This window comes from Mesorhizobium sp. P2_D1 (assembly GCF_056404455.1).
On the sequence record NZ_JBFUDZ010000015.1, the window covers coordinates 106,054 to 123,520 of the forward strand.

At 63.4% G+C, this 17,467-nt stretch carries 17 protein-coding genes and 1 pseudogene; 7 read left to right on the forward strand and 11 right to left on the reverse strand.

The features are described 5' to 3' along the window. Positions 1 to 286: 286 nt before the first annotated feature. A complete protein-coding gene (locus AC1D0I_RS13845; RefSeq protein WP_457151464.1) occupies positions 287 to 1,768 on the forward strand; it encodes an esterase-like activity of phytase family protein in 1,482 nt (493 codons plus the stop codon). Between the two features lie 55 nt (positions 1,769 to 1,823). On the opposite strand, the gene AC1D0I_RS13850 is transcribed toward AC1D0I_RS13845, so the two are convergent. Then, positions 1,824 to 2,612, reverse strand: a complete 789-nt coding sequence (locus tag AC1D0I_RS13850; protein ID WP_477395705.1) for a L,D-transpeptidase — start codon at positions 2,610 to 2,612, stop codon at positions 1,824 to 1,826. A 143-nt stretch (positions 2,613 to 2,755) separates the two neighbouring features. On the opposite strand from AC1D0I_RS13850, the gene AC1D0I_RS13855 reads away from it, so the two are divergent. Together AC1D0I_RS13855 and AC1D0I_RS13860 are read left to right on the forward strand one after the other, a co-directional pair. Next, positions 2,756 to 4,228: an MATE family efflux transporter gene (locus AC1D0I_RS13855; RefSeq protein ID WP_477227003.1), complete on the forward strand. Its 1,473-nt coding sequence runs from the start codon at positions 2,756 to 2,758 to the stop codon at positions 4,226 to 4,228. A 166-nt stretch (positions 4,229 to 4,394) separates the two neighbouring features. Then, complete coding sequence (locus AC1D0I_RS13860; RefSeq protein WP_095086996.1) at positions 4,395 to 4,970, forward strand: TMEM175 family protein; 576 nt, start codon at positions 4,395 to 4,397, stop codon at positions 4,968 to 4,970. Between the two features lie 143 nt (positions 4,971 to 5,113). Here the strand turns inward: AC1D0I_RS13860 and AC1D0I_RS13865 are convergent, their stop codons facing one another. After that, a complete protein-coding gene (locus tag AC1D0I_RS13865) occupies positions 5,114 to 5,395 on the reverse strand; it encodes a hypothetical protein (protein WP_477395707.1) in 282 nt (93 codons plus the stop codon). A 261-nt stretch (positions 5,396 to 5,656) separates the two neighbouring features. On the opposite strand from AC1D0I_RS13865, the gene AC1D0I_RS13870 reads away from it, so the two are divergent. Continuing rightward, positions 5,657 to 6,523: an SDR family NAD(P)-dependent oxidoreductase gene (locus AC1D0I_RS13870; RefSeq protein ID WP_477395709.1), complete on the forward strand. Its 867-nt coding sequence runs from the start codon at positions 5,657 to 5,659 to the stop codon at positions 6,521 to 6,523. A gap of 34 nt (positions 6,524 to 6,557) precedes the next feature. Here AC1D0I_RS13870 and AC1D0I_RS13875 read toward each other — a convergent pair whose 3' ends face one another. The 3 genes from AC1D0I_RS13875 to AC1D0I_RS13885 form a co-directional block, all read right to left on the reverse strand. Continuing rightward, on the reverse strand, positions 6,558 to 6,983 hold the full coding sequence (locus tag AC1D0I_RS13875; RefSeq protein WP_457151469.1) for a low affinity iron permease family protein: 426 nt from the start codon (positions 6,981 to 6,983) through the stop codon (positions 6,558 to 6,560). Positions 6,984 to 7,234: 251 nt separating this feature from the next. After that, positions 7,235 to 7,876: a DapH/DapD/GlmU-related protein gene (locus AC1D0I_RS13880; RefSeq protein ID WP_477227002.1), complete on the reverse strand. Its 642-nt coding sequence runs from the start codon at positions 7,874 to 7,876 to the stop codon at positions 7,235 to 7,237. Between the two features lie 77 nt (positions 7,877 to 7,953). After that, positions 7,954 to 8,457, reverse strand: a complete 504-nt coding sequence (locus tag AC1D0I_RS13885) for a CreA family protein (RefSeq protein WP_457151471.1) — start codon at positions 8,455 to 8,457, stop codon at positions 7,954 to 7,956. A gap of 188 nt (positions 8,458 to 8,645) precedes the next feature. On the opposite strand from AC1D0I_RS13885, the gene AC1D0I_RS13890 reads away from it, so the two are divergent. The 3 genes from AC1D0I_RS13890 (at position 8,646) to AC1D0I_RS13900 (ending at position 12,166) form a co-directional block, all read left to right on the forward strand. Further along, positions 8,646 to 9,224: an SCO family protein gene (locus AC1D0I_RS13890; protein ID WP_477227001.1), complete on the forward strand. Its 579-nt coding sequence runs from the start codon at positions 8,646 to 8,648 to the stop codon at positions 9,222 to 9,224. A 79-nt stretch (positions 9,225 to 9,303) separates the two neighbouring features. Beyond that, positions 9,304 to 10,176 (forward strand): 50S ribosomal protein L11 methyltransferase, encoded by an 873-nt coding sequence (locus AC1D0I_RS13895; RefSeq protein WP_477395711.1) that lies wholly within the window; start codon positions 9,304 to 9,306, stop codon positions 10,174 to 10,176. A gap of 145 nt (positions 10,177 to 10,321) precedes the next feature. Then, a complete protein-coding gene (locus AC1D0I_RS13900) occupies positions 10,322 to 12,166 on the forward strand; it encodes an aminopeptidase P family protein (RefSeq protein WP_477395713.1) in 1,845 nt (614 codons plus the stop codon). Between the two features lie 222 nt (positions 12,167 to 12,388). Here AC1D0I_RS13900 and AC1D0I_RS13905 read toward each other — a convergent pair whose 3' ends face one another. From AC1D0I_RS13905 to AC1D0I_RS13930, 6 genes and pseudogenes are all read right to left on the reverse strand, one after another. Then, complete coding sequence (locus AC1D0I_RS13905; RefSeq protein WP_477395714.1) at positions 12,389 to 12,685, reverse strand: AzlD family protein; 297 nt, start codon at positions 12,683 to 12,685, stop codon at positions 12,389 to 12,391. Continuing rightward, positions 12,682 to 13,410 (reverse strand): AzlC family ABC transporter permease, encoded by a 729-nt coding sequence (locus tag AC1D0I_RS13910; protein ID WP_477395716.1) that lies wholly within the window; start codon positions 13,408 to 13,410, stop codon positions 12,682 to 12,684. The genes AC1D0I_RS13905 and AC1D0I_RS13910 overlap by 4 nt, the downstream gene beginning before the upstream one ends. A gap of 255 nt (positions 13,411 to 13,665) precedes the next feature. Beyond that, entirely contained in the window at positions 13,666 to 13,983 is a 318-nt protein-coding gene (locus tag AC1D0I_RS13915; protein WP_477395718.1) for a hypothetical protein, read from the reverse strand. Between the two features lie 32 nt (positions 13,984 to 14,015). Beyond that, entirely contained in the window at positions 14,016 to 14,708 is a 693-nt protein-coding gene (locus AC1D0I_RS13920; protein WP_477395722.1) for a DUF2461 domain-containing protein, read from the reverse strand. Further along, positions 14,708 to 16,912, reverse strand: a complete 2,205-nt coding sequence (ligA, locus tag AC1D0I_RS13925) for an NAD-dependent DNA ligase LigA (protein WP_477226996.1) — start codon at positions 16,910 to 16,912, stop codon at positions 14,708 to 14,710. Before ligA ends, AC1D0I_RS13920 begins: the two co-directional genes overlap by 1 nt. Positions 16,913 to 17,176: 264 nt before the next feature. Beyond that, a pseudogene (locus tag AC1D0I_RS13930) lies at positions 17,177 to 17,467 on the reverse strand (DNA repair protein RecN); the annotation flags it as partial.

Genomic DNA, 17,467 nt, shown 5'->3' on the forward strand with positions numbered 1-17,467 from the left:
AAGGCTGCACCATATACGCACTGGACATATGTGTCTAGTACGATGCACGCACACCACGCTTTGTCGACTTGAGCTAGAAGGGAGTGATCAATTCTTTGGTGCGACCACAGGTTATTATCGGCGTGTGAAGAACCCGACGGGGCATTGCGCGCGCTGTCACGCAAGCATCATGTTTGCGCCGTAGACCGCTTTCGGGGAGGCGCGCGCGGCATCATCGATGCCGCACCTCTTTCAGCTCTTTCGCCATCGGCCGCTCCGGCACGCTTTGTTACAAAGAGGATCATCCATGAAACACCTGCACCGAACCGCGTCGCTCGGCGTCGCGCTGGCATTGTTCACCGCCTTGACGCCGGCGCTGGCCGACAGCACCGCGACCGTCGGCGGCATCAGCTTCGTCAACAAGGGACTGGTCGGCGTCGGCCGCATCCCGGCCAGCCAGAAGGACAAGTTCGGCGAAACGTTCGGCTCAGGTTCCGGCATGGCGATCGACACCGCCGGCTGGACGCATGGTGCCGACGGCTACAAGGGTTCGCTCTGGCTGCTGCCGGACCGCGGCTACAATGTCGTCGGCACCACCGACTACCGGCCGCGCCTCAACACGATCGGCATCGAGTTCGCGCCAACCGCGCCTGGTGCGGCACCCGCTGCCGGCCAGGAGCAGTCCGGCGTCAAGGCGACACTCGCCGACACCATGCTCCTGACCGACGACAAGGGCGCTGATGCCACGGGCCTCGACCCGCTCAACGGCGTGCGCGCAGCAAGCGGCGACATGCCGATCCTGCCCGAGGCCAACGGCAAGCTGGCGCTCGACAACGAGGCGATCGTGCGGCTAGCCGACGGCTCGATGTTCATCTCCGACGAATACGGCCCGAACATCTATCGGTTTTCCGCTGAAGGCCGCCTGCTGTCGGCGACCCAGCCGCCGGCTGCCCTCGTGCCGATGCGCCATGGCGCGCCGAACTTCGCCTCGGACAATCCAGGTCCAGGTGCTGCCGAGCCCGATCCGAAGGATCCCGATACCGGCCGACAGAACAACCAGGGCCTCGAAGGCATGGCGATGACGCCGGACGGCAAGTTCCTGATCGCCGTGCTGCAGTCGGCGCCCCGGCAGGATGGCGGCGATTCCGGCGCGACGCGCCAGAACACGCGCGCGCTGGTCTATGACGCTTCCGACCTCGCCCATCTCAAGCTGGCGCACGAATATGTCGTGCCGCTGCCGGTGTTCAAGGATGCCAAGGGCAAGACCAAGGTGGCGGCGCAGAGCGAGATCGTCGCCCTGTCCGACCAGACCTTCCTGATGCTGACCCGCGACAGCGGCAACGGCCAGGGGTTGAAGGGCGACACCTCGCTGCTTCGCCAGATCAACATCGTCGATCTCTCCGCTGCGACCGACATCGCCGGTGGCGCCTTCGACGCCGCCGACAAGCCGGTGGCACCCAAGGGCGTGCTCGACCCATCGGTGACGCCGGCCAAGCTGACGCCGTTCATCGACCTCAACGACAAGGGCGAACTCGGCCGCTTCGGCCTGCACAATGGCGCGCCGAACGACAAGAACAACCTTTCGGAAAAGTGGGAGGCGATGTCGGTGGTCAGCGTGCTCGATCCCAAGCTGCCGGACGACTATTTCCTGTTCGTGGCCAACGACAACGACTTCCTCACCCAGGACGGGTTCCAGGTCGGCGCACCCTACAAGGCCGAGGACGGCGCCGATGTCGACACCATGTTCACGGTCTATCAGGTCACGCTTCCCGGCCTCGCCAAGAAGTAACGACACGACCCAGGCGGACGCCAAGCGCGTCCGCCTACAGATCGTGAAGGCACACTTACTGCAACATCTCCGCGTCCTTCGGTACGCCCGCGTCGATCGGCTCGGCCGTCCTGTTCGACACGGCGGTGATCTTCGCGGCGGCCGACAGATTTGCGCGTACGAAGACCGGCGCGGGTCCGTTGACGCGGCCGTAGAGGTCGATGATGTCCTGGTTCATGAAGCGCWCACAGCCGGACGAAGCGTTCTTCCCGATCGAATCCCACTCCGGTGTTCCGTGCAGCCGATACATCGTGTCCTTGCCGTCGCGGAAGAGATACAGCGCGCGGGCGCCTAGCGGGCTCTGCGGGCCGGGCGGCATGCCGTCCTTGTATTTCGCCAGTTCCGGCCGGCGCTGGATCATTTCCGGCGGCGGCGTCCAGACCGGCCACTTCTTCCTCGCCTGGACCACGGCGCTGCCGGTCCATCCGAAACCGGCCTTGCCCAGGCTGACGCCATAGCGGATAGCCTTGCCGCCGTCGCGCACCAGGTAGAGGAAGTGCTCGGAGACATCGACGACGATCGTGCCAGGTTTTTCTCCGGTCGGGTCGGACACGATCTGACGCACGAACTTCGGATCCATCTTGGCCACCGGGATCGCCGGCAGCTGATAGCCCTCGTCGACGCGCGCCTCATACATGGTTGCGACATCGCCGAAGGCCGGATCGCTTGGCGGCGCTGCCACTGGCGGCGTCACCACCTCCGTCGTGGTGCACGCCGAAAGAGCCACGGAGGCCGCGCCCAAAGCGGAGGCACCGAGAAACGAGCGCCTGTTCAGGCGCTTAAAAAACAGCGGAATATCGGACATGAACCCCCGGCTTACGAGTTTGATCAAGTAAGGAACGCGCCCCACGCGCCCAGAACCACTATCCGATTACGGAAGCTTTGAGAACATGATTAGATCAAGGCACGGACCGGACCTGACATAAGCCTTCGCCGAGTTGCCTTGCCATGGACGACAAGATGCCCACGCGCCGGCGCACCGGCGACCTGACCAGTGGCCCGATCCCGCGCACGCTGCTGCTGTTCGCCTTGCCGGTGCTCGGCTCCAACGTGCTGCAGTCGCTCAACGGCTCGATCAACGCCGTCTGGGTTGGCCGTTTTCTAGGCGAATCGGCGCTGACGGCTACCTCCAACGCCAACCTCGTCCTGTTCCTCATCCTCGGCACGGTGTTCGGCGTCGGCATGGCCGCCACCATCCTGGTGGCACAGTCGGTCGGCGCCCGCGACCTGCCCGAGGCGCGCCGCATCGTCGGCACCAGCGCGACCTTCTTCTTCCTCATCTCGGTCATCTTCGCGGTCTGCGGCTGGATATGGGTCGACGCCATCCTCAACACGCTCGGCACTCCGGCCGATGCCTTGCCGCTGGCGCGCTCCTATCTGCGCATCATCTTTGTCGCCGTGCCGATGATGAACCTTCTGTCCTTCGTCATGACCGTGCTGCGCGGCGCCGGCGATTCACGCACGCCCTTTTCGTTCATGGCGCTCGCCGTCGTCCTCGACATTGTGCTCAACCCGTTGCTCATCCGTGGCATCGGGCCATTCCCGGAACTCGGCATCGCTGGCTCCGCCACCGCGACGCTGATCGGCCAGACGGTCAGCGCAATCGCCATTCTGATCGTGCTCTATGTGCGCAAGCACCCGCTGCGGCTGGCCGGCGCCAACCTCGCTCTGCTGCGGCCCGACCCTGCCTTGCTGCGCATCATCGTGTTCAAGGGCGTGCCGATGGGCCTGCAGATGATCGTCATCTCGGTGGCGGCGCTGACGGTGATGGGCATCGTCAACTCCTACGGTTCGCAGGTCGCCGCCGCCTACGGCATCGCCGCGCAGCTTTGGACCTACATCCAGATGCCGGCGCTCGCCATCGGTGCGGCGGTCTCCTCGATGGCGGCGCAGAATGTCGGCGCCGGCCGCTGGGACCGGATCGGCCGCATCGCCGCCTCCGGTGTCGGCTTCAACCTGGTGCTGACCGGCGCATTGGTTGCCGTGCTTTGGCTTTTCGACCGTTCGGTGCTGAGCCTGTTCCTGAGCAACGACAGCGCTGCGATCGACATCGCCGCCCACATCAACAATGTTGCGTCCTGGTCGTTCATCCTGTTCGGCATCACCATCGTGCTGTTCGCCACCGTGCGCGCCACCGGCGCTGTGATGCCGCCGCTCGTCATCCTGGTGATTTCGGTGCTGGTTGTGCGCACCGGCTTCGCCTATTTCATGCGCGGCGTGATCGGCGAGGAAGCGCTGTGGTGGAGTTTCCCGGCCGGCTCGATCACCTCGCTGGTGCTGGCCGCGGCCTACTACCGCTTCGGCCGCTGGCGCACYCTGCACATGATCGAGGACAGGCCGGCTGCCGGCGAGCCTCCGGATACCGGCCTTGGTGTGCCGCGCCAGCGCGCGAATATGGCGCCCGAGATGCCCAACGGCTGAAAGACAAGCAATGCCTCCGCACTTCGCCGGCAACGGCGGCGTATTGTTCTTCTTCCACCCGAACCGCCCCGATCCGTTCCGTCCTCAGAGGTGGTCGCCCAGCCACATGGCGGGTAGCCGCCTGTCCCGCCATCGCGTAGATTTCGCCGACAGTGGGGGAGGACTTATGGGCAAAGGCAGGGTCGAGGCATTCACCGATGGCGTCGTGGCCATCATCATCACCATCATGGTGCTCGAGCTGAAAGTGCCGCATGGCGAGGATGTTTCCGCCCTGTTGCCGTTGTGGCCGATCTTCTTCAGCTATGTGCTGTCCTTCATCAACGTGGGCATCTACTGGAACAATCTGCACAACATGTTCCACACCGTGCAGCGCGTCGACGGCCGCGTGCTGTGGGCGAACCTCAATCTTTTGTTCTGGCTGTCGCTGATGCCGGTGACGACGGCCTTCATGGGCGAGAACCACTTCGCACCGGTGCCGGTCGCCGTCTATGGCATCGATCTCGTGCTATGCGCCGTCGCCTATACGATACTGGCCGCAGCACTGCATCGCCTGCATGGCAACGAGACCGCCTTTGCCAAGGCGCTGGGCAATGACCGCAAGGGCAAGATCTCGCTGAGCCTCTACATCGCAGGCGTCCTGCTGACCTTCGTCAGTCAGTGGATCGGCGTCGCGCTTTATGTGCTGGTTGCGATGATCTGGTTTGTGCCGGATAGGCGCTTCGCCCGGGTGATCGAAAAATAGCGCTTTTTGTCTGACGCGATTCCCAGGGAAAGCGCTACGCGCTTTTCCCGCGAAAACCGCTTCACACTTTTCACGGAATTTCTCTACCTATGTCTTACGCAATTCCGGACGGAAAACCGTTTCACACTTTTCCTGGAATTGCTTCACTTTCGCATCGCCTTCAGCTTTTCCGCCACCGAGGCGGCAAGGTCGGCATAGCGCTCCTCCAGCCGTTCCGCCGCCTTGATGATCGAGAAATCATGGCCGAATTTCTCCAGTGCCATGCGCAGCTTCTCGACGAACTCGGCTTGTTTCTCCAGCGCGGAAAAGAGCGTTTTCACCTGCGCTTCGCTGATGTTGGGGTTGGCCAGCATCTGCGGCACCTCGCGGCTCATCTGATCGCCCGTGGCGGTCTGTTCCTTCAGAATTGCGACCCAGTCCGTCAATCAGGAAATCTCCATCTCTCACGGCAAAAGTCTCCTTTTGCCGCGGCAACATGCGCAGCCTCGGCCGGGCTGGTCAACCCGGGCCAGTGCATGCCGCCCGAATGGGCGCAGCGGCTTTGGGACAACGACATGCATGAAAACAAGGCCTGAAGCGCGCCGCATAAATCGCTTCAAACCCAATGCGCTTTACGCGCAGTGAGGCTTGCGCTGGCCCGTTCCAGCGCTAAGTTCTGCGCCATCGAAAGAAGGACCCCATAGCCCATGATCACCGACGCCGAAATCCAGACCGCCCTGCCCGCGCTTGGCCCGGGCAACACCGCCGTCATCACCGGCGCCGCCAGCGGTATTGGTCTTGCGGCCGCCAAGCGGCTTGCATTGATGGGCATGAAGATCGTGCTGGCAGACATCGGCAGCGCACGCCTTGACGACGCCTCCCGCGCCGTTTCCGCGATTGCGGGCGACGATGCTGTGCTTGCCGTTGCCGCCGACGTTTCGAACGCGGATGAAGTGGACCGTCTCGCCGAAAGAGCGTTCGGCGCCTTCGGCGACGTGTCGGTGCTGATGAATAATGCCGGCGTTGGCAACAACCCCGGAAAGCCCTGGGAAAACCGCGATGCCTGGAGGCGGCTTCTGGACATCAATTTCTGGGGCGTCGTGCATGGCGTCGAGGCCTTCGCGCCGCGCATGCTGGCCTCGGCCAAGCCCGGCCTGATCGTCAACACCGGCTCCAAGCAAGGCATCACCACGCCGCCCGGCAACCTCGCCTACAATGTCTCCAAGGCTGGCGTGAAGACCTACACGGAAGGCTTGGCACACGCGCTGCGCAACGAACCCGGCGCCCATCTCGCCGCCCATCTGCTGATCCCCGGCTTCACCTTTACTGGCCTCACCGAGGGCGCGACCGAAAAACCGGCCGGCGCCTGGAGCGGCGAACAGGTCATTGATTTCATGCTGGAATCCCTGACCAGGGGCGATTTCTACATCCTGTGCCCGGACAATGAGGCGGCGCGGCCGCTGGATGAAAAGCGCATGGCCTGGGCGATCGGCGACATCATCGAGAACCGCCCGGCCCTGTCGCGCTGGCATCCGGACTACAAGGAGCCTTTCGCGGCCTACATGAAGCAATGAGCGTTCTCAGAGACTGATCCTGAATTCCAGCCTTTCAAGCCGCGTGCTTCTTCGGTCCGCGCTTCTGCGCCACGGCCTTCTTTGCCGCCATGGCAGCGATCTTCTCGTCATGCCGCCTGGCCGCACGCTCGCATTTGTCACGGATCTCCTCGACCTCCGATTCGGTCAGATGTTCGATGCCGATGAAGTTGTTGTGGCCCTCGCTGACGCGGATCAGCTCGTCGAGCTTGGCCTGGATCGCCGCGCCGTCGCGGTTCTGGGTGTTCTGGATGAGAAAGACCATCAGGAAGGTGATGATGGTCGTGCCGGTGTTGATGACGAGCTGCCAGGTGTCCGAAAAGCCGAAGAACGGCCCGGTCACCGCCCAGACGACGACGATCAGGCAGCAGGCGGCAAACGTCAGCGGCAGGCCGGTGACATGGGCGACCCAGTTGGCGATCTTGGTGAAAAGCTTTTCCATGTGTCGAAATCCCTCAACGCAGCGGCACGATGAGAAACAACCGGCGACCGCTTCAGGTTCCCGGCGCAAACAAATACGTCAGGCGCAATTGGCTACACGCATAAAGGGAACAAGGCGGAAAACACGCCTTATGGCTTCAATGCCACAATAGCGGCACAGGCAAGAGTGCCTGTTCCTTCCGCTACCCAGCGGGTTATCTCCAGCCCCTTCCGCCGCGCCACCCCCGCATGGCGGAAGGGGTTTCAGTCCGGTCAGATGGCGTCGTTTTCCCAGCGGTCGAGGAAAGCCTCTATCGGCAATGCCTGCATGTCGGGAACCGCCCTGGCGAGCTTTTCGACCGGCCAGTCCCACCAGGCGAGCGCTTCGATCCGAGCCGCGACAGTGGCCGGGAAGCGTGATCTGAGCGGTCTGGCCGGCACCCCGGCGACGATGGCGTAGGACGGTACGTCATGCGTCACCACCGCATTGGCGCCGATGACGGAGCCATTGCCGATGGTGACCCCGGGCATGATCACCGCGCCATGGCCGATCCAGACATCATGGCCGATGGTCACTGCTTTCGCCTGCCGCCGCTCGCGGAATGCGGCGTCAACGCCCAGCCAGCGAAAATACTCGTTCGGCCGGTAACTGACCTTGTGCTGGGTGAGCCGCTCGATGGGGTGCTCCAGGGCGTTGATGCGGCTGTTTGAAGCGATCGAACAGAATTTGCCGATCGTCGTGTAGATCGCTTCGGCGTGGCGCTCGAAATAGGAGAAGTCGCCGACTGTCACCTCGCGCAGCACCACCCGCTCGCCGATCGAGGCATAGCGGCCGAGCTTGCAGGCCTTTAGTTCCGCGGTCGGATGGATGCGCGGCTCGGAATCCTTCGGGACGAGATTTTCGGAACGGTCCATGCAGGCGGCTTTACCCCTAGGCGATTGGTCCCGCAAGCTGGACCAATCGTCCGTAAGCTCGGTTCCAGCCGACCCACCTATTTCGGCTTGCCGCTGGTCCACACAACGTTCTGGCCGTAGAGCGGCACGGTGGTGACCGACATCTTGGCCGAGCCGTTCTGCACCTGGCGTGAATGCGACAGGTAGATCAGCGTCTCGTTGGCCTTGTCGTAGATGCGGTTCACCACCTGCTTCTTCCAGATCAGGCTGATGCCTTGCTTGAACACTTCCTCGCCGCCTTCGCTCATATCGATGTCGCCGATGGTGATTGGGCCGGTCTGGCGGCAGGAGATCGAGGAGTCGGACGGATCCTCGAACCAGTTGCCCTTATGCAGGCGGTCGATGATGCCACGATCGAAATAGGCGACGTGACAGGTGACGCCCTCCACCTTCGGATCCTTGATCGCCTCGACGATGATGTCGTTGCCCAGCCAGTCGACACCGACCTTGCCGACTTCATCGGCCACCGCCGTGCCAGCGCCAAGGACAACGCACGCGGCCAACGCGCCGCCGATCAGTTTCCGCCCAATCAGTGCCTGCAAGGGAGCCTCCTGCTTCGAGTTGCCGGTCACAGGTGGGGCGACCAACCCCGCTTTGCAAGCATATACATCGACACCACTGCGGTTGCGGCAACGCGGCACTTTGCCTGGACGGGGTCGAACCGTTAAGACTGTCGTGCTGGCGCGGCCTTGGGCCGGCGCCCCGATGATTCTGTGGACGGACCTTACTGATGATGCGTTCTATTCTGGTCGGCATTCTCGTCCTGATGGCGGCCGGCATCGGCTGGCTGACCTTCGACTGGTACCGCGGCCACTATGGCGGCGAGCCCTTCGGCGCTGCCTTCACCCTGGTCGACCAGAAAGGCGCGCCGATCACCGAGGCCGCGTTCAGGGGCCAGCCCAGCGTCGTCTTCTTCGGCTTCACCCATTGCCCCGAAGTCTGCCCGACCACGCTGTTCGAACTGGCGGGCTGGCTGAAGACCCTCGGCAACGACGGCAAAAACCTGCATGCCTATTTCGTCTCGGTCGATCCGGAGCGCGACACGCCCGATGTGATGAACGCCTATGTCAGCAATTTCTCCGACCGCATCGTCGGCATCACCGGCGATCCGGACAAGGTCCATGCCATGGCCAAGTCGTTCGGCATCTACTGGAAGAAAGTCGACACCGGCGACGGCGACTACACGATGGACCATACCGCCTCGGTGCTGCTGCTCAACGCCAAGGGCGACTTTGCCGGCACCATCGCCTATGGCGAAAGCGCCGACACGGCCGTCGCCAAGTTGAAGCGACTGGCCGAGGGCGCATGATCCCGAACCGAAGGACCGCGTCAGCGAAAAGTGGAACCGGTTTTCGGACAAGATCATGCTCGAGCAAGACACTTAATCCATGACCCAGACGCGGCTTCATTTCATCACCGGAAAGCTCGAATCTGTCAGCATTTTCGCGGCGTTCGAGGCGGCCTTCGAGGATGAAGGCCTGCCGATCGCCGTGCTGGAGGTCGATGAAGATCGCGACATTTACGAAGTGTCGCTCTATGCCGATGGCGACGTCGATGCCGTCGAGGCGCGGGCCAAGGACATCCTTGCCGGCCTTTCCATCGCGAAGCCGATCGGCCGCGAGGCCCTGCCCGACATCGACTGGGTGGCACGCTCGCTGGAAGGCTTGAAGCCGGTGCGCGCCGGCCGTTTCTTCGTCCACGGCGCGCATGACCGCCGGAAGCGCCACAGCGGCGAACTCGCCATCGAGATCGAGGCGGGTCTTGCCTTCGGCACCGGCCACCACGGCACCACCGCCGGCTGCCTCGAAATGCTGGAAAAGGTCATGCGCCGCGAGCACCCGCGCAATGCGCTCGACCTCGGCACCGGCAGCGCGGTGTTGGCCATCGCCGTCGCCAAGCTGGCGCACATCCCGGTGCTGGCCACTGACATCGACCCGGTGGCGGTCAGGGTGGCTGCCGCCAATGCGCGGCTCAACCACGTCAAGGCGCTGGTGGAGACGGTGACCGCGCCGGGCTTTCACCACCCGATCTTTGGCAAGCGCGCGCCCTTCGATCTCATCGTCGCCAACATATTGGCGCGGCCGCTGATGCGGCTTGCACCGCAAATGGCCGATCACATCGCACTTGGTGGCTCGATCGTGCTGTCAGGCATCCTCGAGCGCCAGCGCGACGCCGTCGTCTCGGCCTATGTCGGCCAGAACTTCCGCCACGTGCGCACCTTGCACCGCGAGGGCTGGGTGACGATCCACCTCAAGCATTGAGGCCGACACGCCGGCAACGACCCAGCTTGGACCAAGCCCGGCCGGTTGTCAGTCAAGCGATGCTGTAGCAGGTTGCGCCAGCCGGAAATCGATTCCGATTTTCAAGCCCGTGCGCTACGGTCGCGCGCAATTCAGGGAGGCCACGATGTTCCAGACCTTCGATTCCGCGGGCGATCCGGCTGTCGGCAAGCCGCGCGTCGCGCTGCTGCGCCAGTGGCTGGCCGCCAACGGGCTGGACGGCTTCATCGTGCCGCGCGCCGACGAACATCAGGGCGAGTATGTCGCCGATCGCTCGGCGCGGCTGAAATGGCTGACCGGTTTCAGCGGCTCGGCCGGTGTCGCCATCGCGCTGCGCGACCGCGCCTTCGTCTTTGTCGACGGGCGCTACACGCTGCAGGTGCGCCACGAGGTCGATCTCGACATTTTTTCGATCGAAAGCCTGGTCGACAACCCGCCAGCCGCCTGGCTCAGGGACAATCTGGGCAAGGGCGCACGGCTCGGATTTGACCCGTGGCTGCACACCATCAGTGAGGTCAAGGCACTGCAGGCCTCGGCCGACAAGACCGGCGCTGTGCTGGTGCCGCTCGACAAGAACCCGATCGACATCATCTGGAAGGACCAGCCCGAGGCGCCGGTAGCGCCGGTCGAGCTCCACCCGATCGGCTTTGCCGGCGAACTCGCCAAGGACAAGCTGGCGCGGTTGRCAACGGCGATCGCCAAGGACGGCGCCACCCATGCGGTGCTGACCGACCCCTCTTCCATCGCCTGGGCCTTCAACATCCGTGGCGGTGACGTGCCGCATACACCGCTGGCGCTCGGCTTCGCCATCCTCGCAGCCGACGGATCGCATCAGCTGTTCATGGACGGGCGCAAATTCTCGCGCCAGATCGAGGCCTATCTCACGCAGCTCGCCGAGCCACATGAGCCCGGCGAATTCGAGGCGGCGATCGAGGCCMTTGCCAAGGGTGGCGCGAAGATCGCGCTCGACCCGGTGCTGGCGGCCGACAGGCTGCGCATGCTGGTCGAGGACAATAGCGGCACCGTGGTTGCCGCAGCCGACCCTGCCCGCATTCCACGCGCCACCAAGAACCAGGCCGAGATAAACGGTTCCCGCGCCGCGCATCGGCGCGATGGCGCTGCAGTAGCGAAGCTTTTGTGCTGGCTGGAGCGCCAGAAACCCGGCTCGCTCGACGAGATCACCGTGGTGACCAGGCTGGAAGAGACGCGCCGGCAGACCGGCGAGGAAACCCAGATGCCGCTGCGCGACATCTCCTTCGACACCATTTCCGGTGCTGGGCCGAATGGTGCCATCATGCACTACCGCGTATCGCGTGCCACCAGCCGCAAACTGCAGGCCGGCGAATTGTTCCTGCTCGATTCCGGCGGCCAGTATCAGGAYGGCACCACCGACRTCACCCGCACRGTGCCGRTCGGCCAGCCGACCGAGGAAATGCGCGAACGCTTCACGCTGGTGCTGAAAGGCATGATCGGTATTTCGACGCTGCGCTTCCCCGCCGGCACACGCGGCTCGGAGATCGACGCCGTCGCCCGCATGGCGCTGTGGAAGCACGGCTGCGACTTTGCCCACGGCACCGGCCATGGCGTCGGCTCCTATCTGGCCGTGCATGAAGGCCCGCAGCGCATTGCCCGCACCGGCACCGAAAAGCTGCTCGAAGGCATGATGCTGTCCAACGAGCCCGGCTACTACAAGGAAGGCTGCTACGGCATCCGCATCGAGAACCTGATCCTGGTGACGCCGGCGGAACAGGTCGAGGGCGGCGACATCGCCATGCACGGCTTCGAGACGCTGACGCTGGCGCCGATCGACATCCGCCTGGTGCGCACCGATCTGCTGACGCGCGACGAATTGCACTGGCTCGACGCCTACCATGCCCGCGTGCTGGCCGAGATCGGACCGATGCTCGACGGCGAAACGCTGGCCTGGCTGGAAAAGGCGACCGCGCCGCTACCGCATGATGCCAAGATTTAGCGCCGGCCTTGGAAAGCTGGCGCTGCCCCCTCATATGCCTGCCGGCATCTACTCTCCGTATTGTGAAGGGGAGCAGTCGCAACTTTGGCGCTTTTTCTGCAACGTTGACGGTTGGCGAAACCATCGATGACAGCGTCTTTCTCCCCGTTCTACGGGGAGAAATGCCCGGCAGGGCAATGAGGGGCGGCGCCAACCGTTCGAGACGATCGCGCGGCAGAATTCCTACCCGACGAACTGCCGCGCCAGTATCAGCACCGCCGCGCCGGCGAGAAACATCGACATCAGCCCGCCGCGCAGCGAAACCACGGCGGTGACAACCAGTGCTGCCCATTCCGCCGGTCCGGCGTTCAACAGCTCCGGCGCGACCAGAGTCGTCAGCACCGCCGCCGGCACGGCATTGAGGCCGGCTTCGACGCGCGGATGGATGTTCTCGAAACGGGAGATGACCAGATGCCCGCCGATGCGCGTCAGGTAGGTCGCGATCGCACCAGCGACGATGATCCAGAATGTCGTGCTCATGGCCGTGCCTTCACGCCGCTGTGGTGAGGTGGCAGGATGACGGCAAGCAGCACGCCGGCAACCGCGCCGATCGAGACGTGCCAGGGCGAGCCGACGGTCTTATAGGCAATGATCGAGGCGGCAGCGCTGGCAATGACCACCGGCAGCCACAGTGGCCGCTTGCGAAAGCCCAGGACAAGACCGAGAAAATAGATCGGCAGCAGGAAATCGATACCCAGCGCATGCGTGTCGGGGATCAGCTTGCCGAACACCGCGCCAAGCGCGCTTTCGATCACCCAGAACACATAGACCGGCAGGCCAAGTCCAAGATACCAGGCGAAGCCGACCGTCTGGCCAGACTGCGCCCTCGCCTCGGCTACGGCGAACTGCGGATCGGTGAGGATGAAATAGCCGAGCGCCTGCTCGATGATGGGCCAGTGCGCGATGCGCCGGCCGATGCCGGCGGAATAGAGCACATGGCGGAAGTTGACGGCAAAGATCGACAGCACGATCAGCCACGGCGCGACATGCTGGCCGAACAGTTGGATACCGACCATCTGGCTGGCGCCGCCATAGACCAGCGCGCTCATCAGAAAGGCCTCGAGGACCGAGAAGCCATTGTCGACCGCAAGCGCCCCGAACAGCACCGCGAATGGCGCCGACGCCACCACGACAGGCATCGAGAGCCGTACGCCTTGCCAGAAATCGCTTTTCACGCTGCTTTCGGAAATTACGTCCGTCGCCATCGACTGCTCCTACTGCATGTCGCCCAAAAGTGGCCCCGGTTTTGGGACAGCGACATGCATAAAACAAAGACCTAAAGCGCGCGACGCGCTTTAGATAACGGCGGATGTAGGTGGCGTGGCCTGCCTTGTCACACGAATTCGCTTGAGCCAAATGATCAGCGGAAATGATCCAGGGCCGCTTTTTCGTAGCCCGGTCAAAGCGGTCGCGTTGGAACGGATTCAAGCGCTGCCCTACCGCTACATCGCCGATCTTCTCTATATGAGGTTTTCTTCCTTCAAGAACTCAACGACAAACCTAAACGCCAAAACTGCCGAACTGTCTCGTGACGTCACATCGTGAATGACAGCGGCAATCTTCGGTAAACAGCCTGCGACTGGTATCTCGTCGTCGTCTGGTTCGTCTAACCCACGATTTCGATTTATTTTTTCCGCCTGCCGGTGGATCGCGGCCATAACCGAATCTGTCTTTACGATCTCGGCGACCTGGTAGAATTCGGCATCAGTCAGAAACTCGCGCTGAGGCGTTCCGTCGGGCAACGGATTTTTGCGAAATTCGATCTTGCAATCCGACATTTCGTTGTCCCTCGGCTACCCCATTATCCGATCTAGGCAGGGGCARCACCGCCCTCGATCGCCCTGCCCCAGTCGAGCAGCGGTTTGGCGCGCAAGGTGAAATCGACGAGTTCGTCGACCAGCTCAGCCGTATGGATTCCGGCCGGATCGATATCGTGCTGGACGACAAAATGCCGGCTGCGGATGGTCGCGATCAGGTTTGGGTCGATGACATGTTCGAAACCGCGCGGCGTGCGCTTCATGCGGCCTTCCGTCTCAAGCTCAAGGCCGTTCTTCTTCAGCGCCTTTACCATGGCGCGGAACTTGTCAGGCTGCGTCGCGATGGCTTTGCGCATAGCCAGCAGCAGTGCCGGCTCCGGCTGCCACCAGGCAACGTCGGCAAAGCAACCCTCGAGCCCGACATGAACGTAGAACACGCCGTGCGCCATCTTGGTGCCGTCGGGCGACAGGATCGCCGACAGATGCCGGTTGTAAGGCCGCTTGTCCTTGGCGAAGCGCACGTCGCGGTTGATACGGAACAGCGACTTCTTGCGATCGCCGCGCAGGCCGAGCCCAGCTTGCGTGAAACGCTCCGTGAGCGTTTCGACCAGATCGCCGAAGGGATCGCGCAACTCCTTTTCGAACAGGTCGCGGTTTTCCAGGAACCACTCCCGGCTCTGATGGAAATCCAGCGCCTTCAGGAACGGAATGGCCTTCTGCCCGAAACCCTTGAATGCACCTTCCATCACGCCTTGCCGATCCGCACAAGCCAGGCGTCCTCGTCGATCACTTCGACGCCGAGCTCGCTGGCGAGCTTGAGCTTGGAGCCGGCGCCCGGCCCGGCGACCACCAGATCCGTCTTCGCCGAAACCGAGCCCGCGACCTTCGCGCCGAGGCGTTCGGCCATTGCCTTGGCTTCGGGGCGGGTCATCTTTTCCAGCGTGCCTGTGAACACAATCGTCTTGCCAGCCACCGCGCTGTCGGCCGAGATGGTCACGATATACGGCTTCGGCTTGACCTGTTTGAGCAGCGCGTCCAGCACGTCGTCGTTGCGTTCGTTGCCGAAGAAGTCGCGTAGCGCATCGATGACCGTGTCGCCGATGCCGTTGACCGATGGGAAAACGCTGTGCGGATCGTCGGCCGCCGCTGTCTCCTTGCCGACGCGGATCAGTTCCTCGATGGTCGAGAAGGTTTTGGCAAGCACTGCGGCCGTGGTTTCGCCGATATGGCGGATGCCGAGCGCGAAGATGAAGCGGTCCAGTTCCGGTTCGCGGCGCGAGTCGATGGCAGCAAACAGTTTGTCGAGGCCTTCGTAATTGCGATCCTCGACGCTGCGCACATTCTTGCGCGTCTTGCCCGATGCCGCCTCGCGCTGCCTAGCCTGCTCCTCGCGCCGCTCGGCCAACGCCTTGGTGACGGCCGGACGGCGATCCCTGAGCGTGAAGATATCGGCGGCTGTCTTGATCAATCCCGCATTGAAGAAAGTGTCTATGTTCTCGGCGCCCAGGCCTTCGATGTCCAGGGCACCGCGTGACACGAAGTGCCGCAATCCTTCCACGGCCTGCGCGGGGCAGATCAGTTCGCCGGTGCAACGGCGGCGGGAATCTTCCTTGCCTGTCTTCTCGTTGATTTCACGCGTCGCGGGCGAGCCGCAGATCGGACAGGTGTGCGGGAATTCGTATGGCACGGCGTCGGGCGGACGCTTGTCGATGACGACGCTGACGATCTGTGGAATGACATCCCCTGCCCGCTGGATCACCACCGTATCGCCGATGCGCACGTCGATGCCGTCCCTTATCGGCTGTCCCGTGCTGTCCAGGCCCTTGATGTAGTCCTCATTGTGCAGCGTGACGTTTTCGACCACGACGCCGCCGACCGTGACCGGCGCCAGCCGCGCAACCGGCGCCAGCGTGCCGGTGCGGCCGACCTGGATGTCGATCTTCTGCACGGTCGTCATCGCCTGTTCGGCGGGGAATTTATGCGCAACCGCCCAGCGCGGCTCGCCGGTGACGAAACCCCATCTGCGCTGCAGCTCCAGCTGGTCGACCTTGTAGACGACGCCATCAATGTCGTAGCCCAACGAGGAGCGCTGCTCCTCGATCCGATGATAATGCGCGATCAACTCCTCGGCCGACTTCGCCCGCACCATCAGCGGGCTGATCGCGAACCCCCAATCCTTGAACTTCTGCACGGCGCCGTACTGGGTCGGAGCGGGATCCTCAGACGTATAGCCCCAGGCATAGGCGAAGAATTTGAGGTTGCGGCTGGCGGTGACGGATGGATCCTTCTGGCGCAGGGAACCGGCCGCCGTGTTGCGCGGATTGACGTAGTCCTGGCCGCCAACCGCCGCCGAGCGTTGCTTCAGCGCCTCGAATTCCGCGTAGGTCATATAGACCTCGCCGCGTATCTCGATGATTTCTGGCCAGCCCGAGCCTTTCAGCTTCGCGGGGATGTCGGCGATCGTCCTGAGATTGGCGGTGATGTCCTCGCCGACGGCACCGTCGCCACGCGTTGCGCCCTGCACGAACACACCGCTTTCATAGCGCAGCGATGCCGACAAACCGTCGATCTTCGGCTCGGCCGTGAAGGCGATGTCGAGATCCTTGTCGCGATCGAAGAACCGCCGGCCGCGTTCGATGAAGTCGGCGACATCCTCGTCGGTATAGGCCTTGGCGAGGCTGAGCATGGGCACCGCATGGCGCACCTTGGCGAAGCCTTCCGCCGGCGCCGCACCGACCCTGCGCGACGGCGAATCCTCGCGCACCAGCGCCGGAAAGCGCTGCTCAATGGCAAGGTTGCGGCGCGTCAACGCATCATATTCCGCATCGGAGATTATCGGCGCATCCTCGGTATGGTAGCGCCGGTCATGCTCGGCGATCTCTTCCGCCAAGCGCTTCAGCTCGGCTTTGGCTTCGCTGTCTGTCAGGGCATCGACTGGTTTTTCGGACATGGTTTCAGACCCGGCTCATAGATGTATGCCGCCCAAAAGTGCGCAGCGGTTTTGGGACAACGACACGCATAGCAACAAAGACCCAGAGCGCGTCGCGCAAATCCGATTCGGCGCGACGCGCTTTGGTGGTCCGCGACCATAGATCAGCTTTCGGATCCAAGGGAGCAAAATTCTGATAAAACCGCGCCGAAACAGCGGGATGGCGCCACAAGCTGACTCTGTTGCGAAGCCGGGATTTTTGCCAGCCTGGCGAACCGTGCATCGTCAGGACGCGGCGGTGTTCTCGCGCAGCAGCCGCTCGGCGGCGGCGCGCGCCTCGTCGGTGATGGTGGCGCCGGCCAGCATGCGCGCGATCTCTTCCTGCCGCGCCGGCCGGTCCATCTCGGCAATGCCGGTCGCGACTCGGTCGGTGCTGCCCGACTTGGAGATCAGGAAATGCGTCGCCGCACGTGCCGCTACCTGCGGCGCATGCGTGACCGACAGCACCTGGACGCGTTTCGACAATCGCGCCAGCCGCTGGCCGATGGCGTCGGCGCCCGGCGCGACATAGGCGGA

Excerpts from the sequence above, each read along its gene's own strand:
- AC1D0I_RS13845 (WP_457151464.1), top strand. The coding sequence starts at position 287 with ATGAAACACCTGCACCGAACCGCGTCGCTCGGCGTCGCGCTGGCATTG.
- AC1D0I_RS13860 (WP_095086996.1), top strand. The coding sequence starts at position 4,395 with ATGGGCAAAGGCAGGGTCGAGGCATTCACCGATGGCGTCGTGGCCATC.
- AC1D0I_RS13870 (WP_477395709.1), top strand. The coding sequence starts at position 5,657 with ATGATCACCGACGCCGAAATCCAGACCGCCCTGCCCGCGCTTGGCCCG.
- AC1D0I_RS13875 (WP_457151469.1), bottom strand. The coding sequence starts at position 6,983 with ATGGAAAAGCTTTTCACCAAGATCGCCAACTGGGTCGCCCATGTCACC.
- AC1D0I_RS13880 (WP_477227002.1), bottom strand. The coding sequence starts at position 7,876 with ATGGACCGTTCCGAAAATCTCGTCCCGAAGGATTCCGAGCCGCGCATC.
- AC1D0I_RS13890 (WP_477227001.1), top strand. The coding sequence starts at position 8,646 with ATGATGCGTTCTATTCTGGTCGGCATTCTCGTCCTGATGGCGGCCGGC.
- AC1D0I_RS13895 (WP_477395711.1), top strand. The coding sequence starts at position 9,304 with ATGACCCAGACGCGGCTTCATTTCATCACCGGAAAGCTCGAATCTGTC.
- AC1D0I_RS13905 (WP_477395714.1), bottom strand. The coding sequence starts at position 12,685 with ATGAGCACGACATTCTGGATCATCGTCGCTGGTGCGATCGCGACCTAC.
- AC1D0I_RS13910 (WP_477395716.1), bottom strand. The coding sequence starts at position 13,410 with ATGGCGACGGACGTAATTTCCGAAAGCAGCGTGAAAAGCGATTTCTGG.
- AC1D0I_RS13915 (WP_477395718.1), bottom strand. The coding sequence starts at position 13,983 with ATGTCGGATTGCAAGATCGAATTTCGCAAAAATCCGTTGCCCGACGGA.
- ligA (WP_477226996.1), bottom strand. The coding sequence starts at position 16,912 with ATGTCCGAAAAACCAGTCGATGCCCTGACAGACAGCGAAGCCAAAGCC.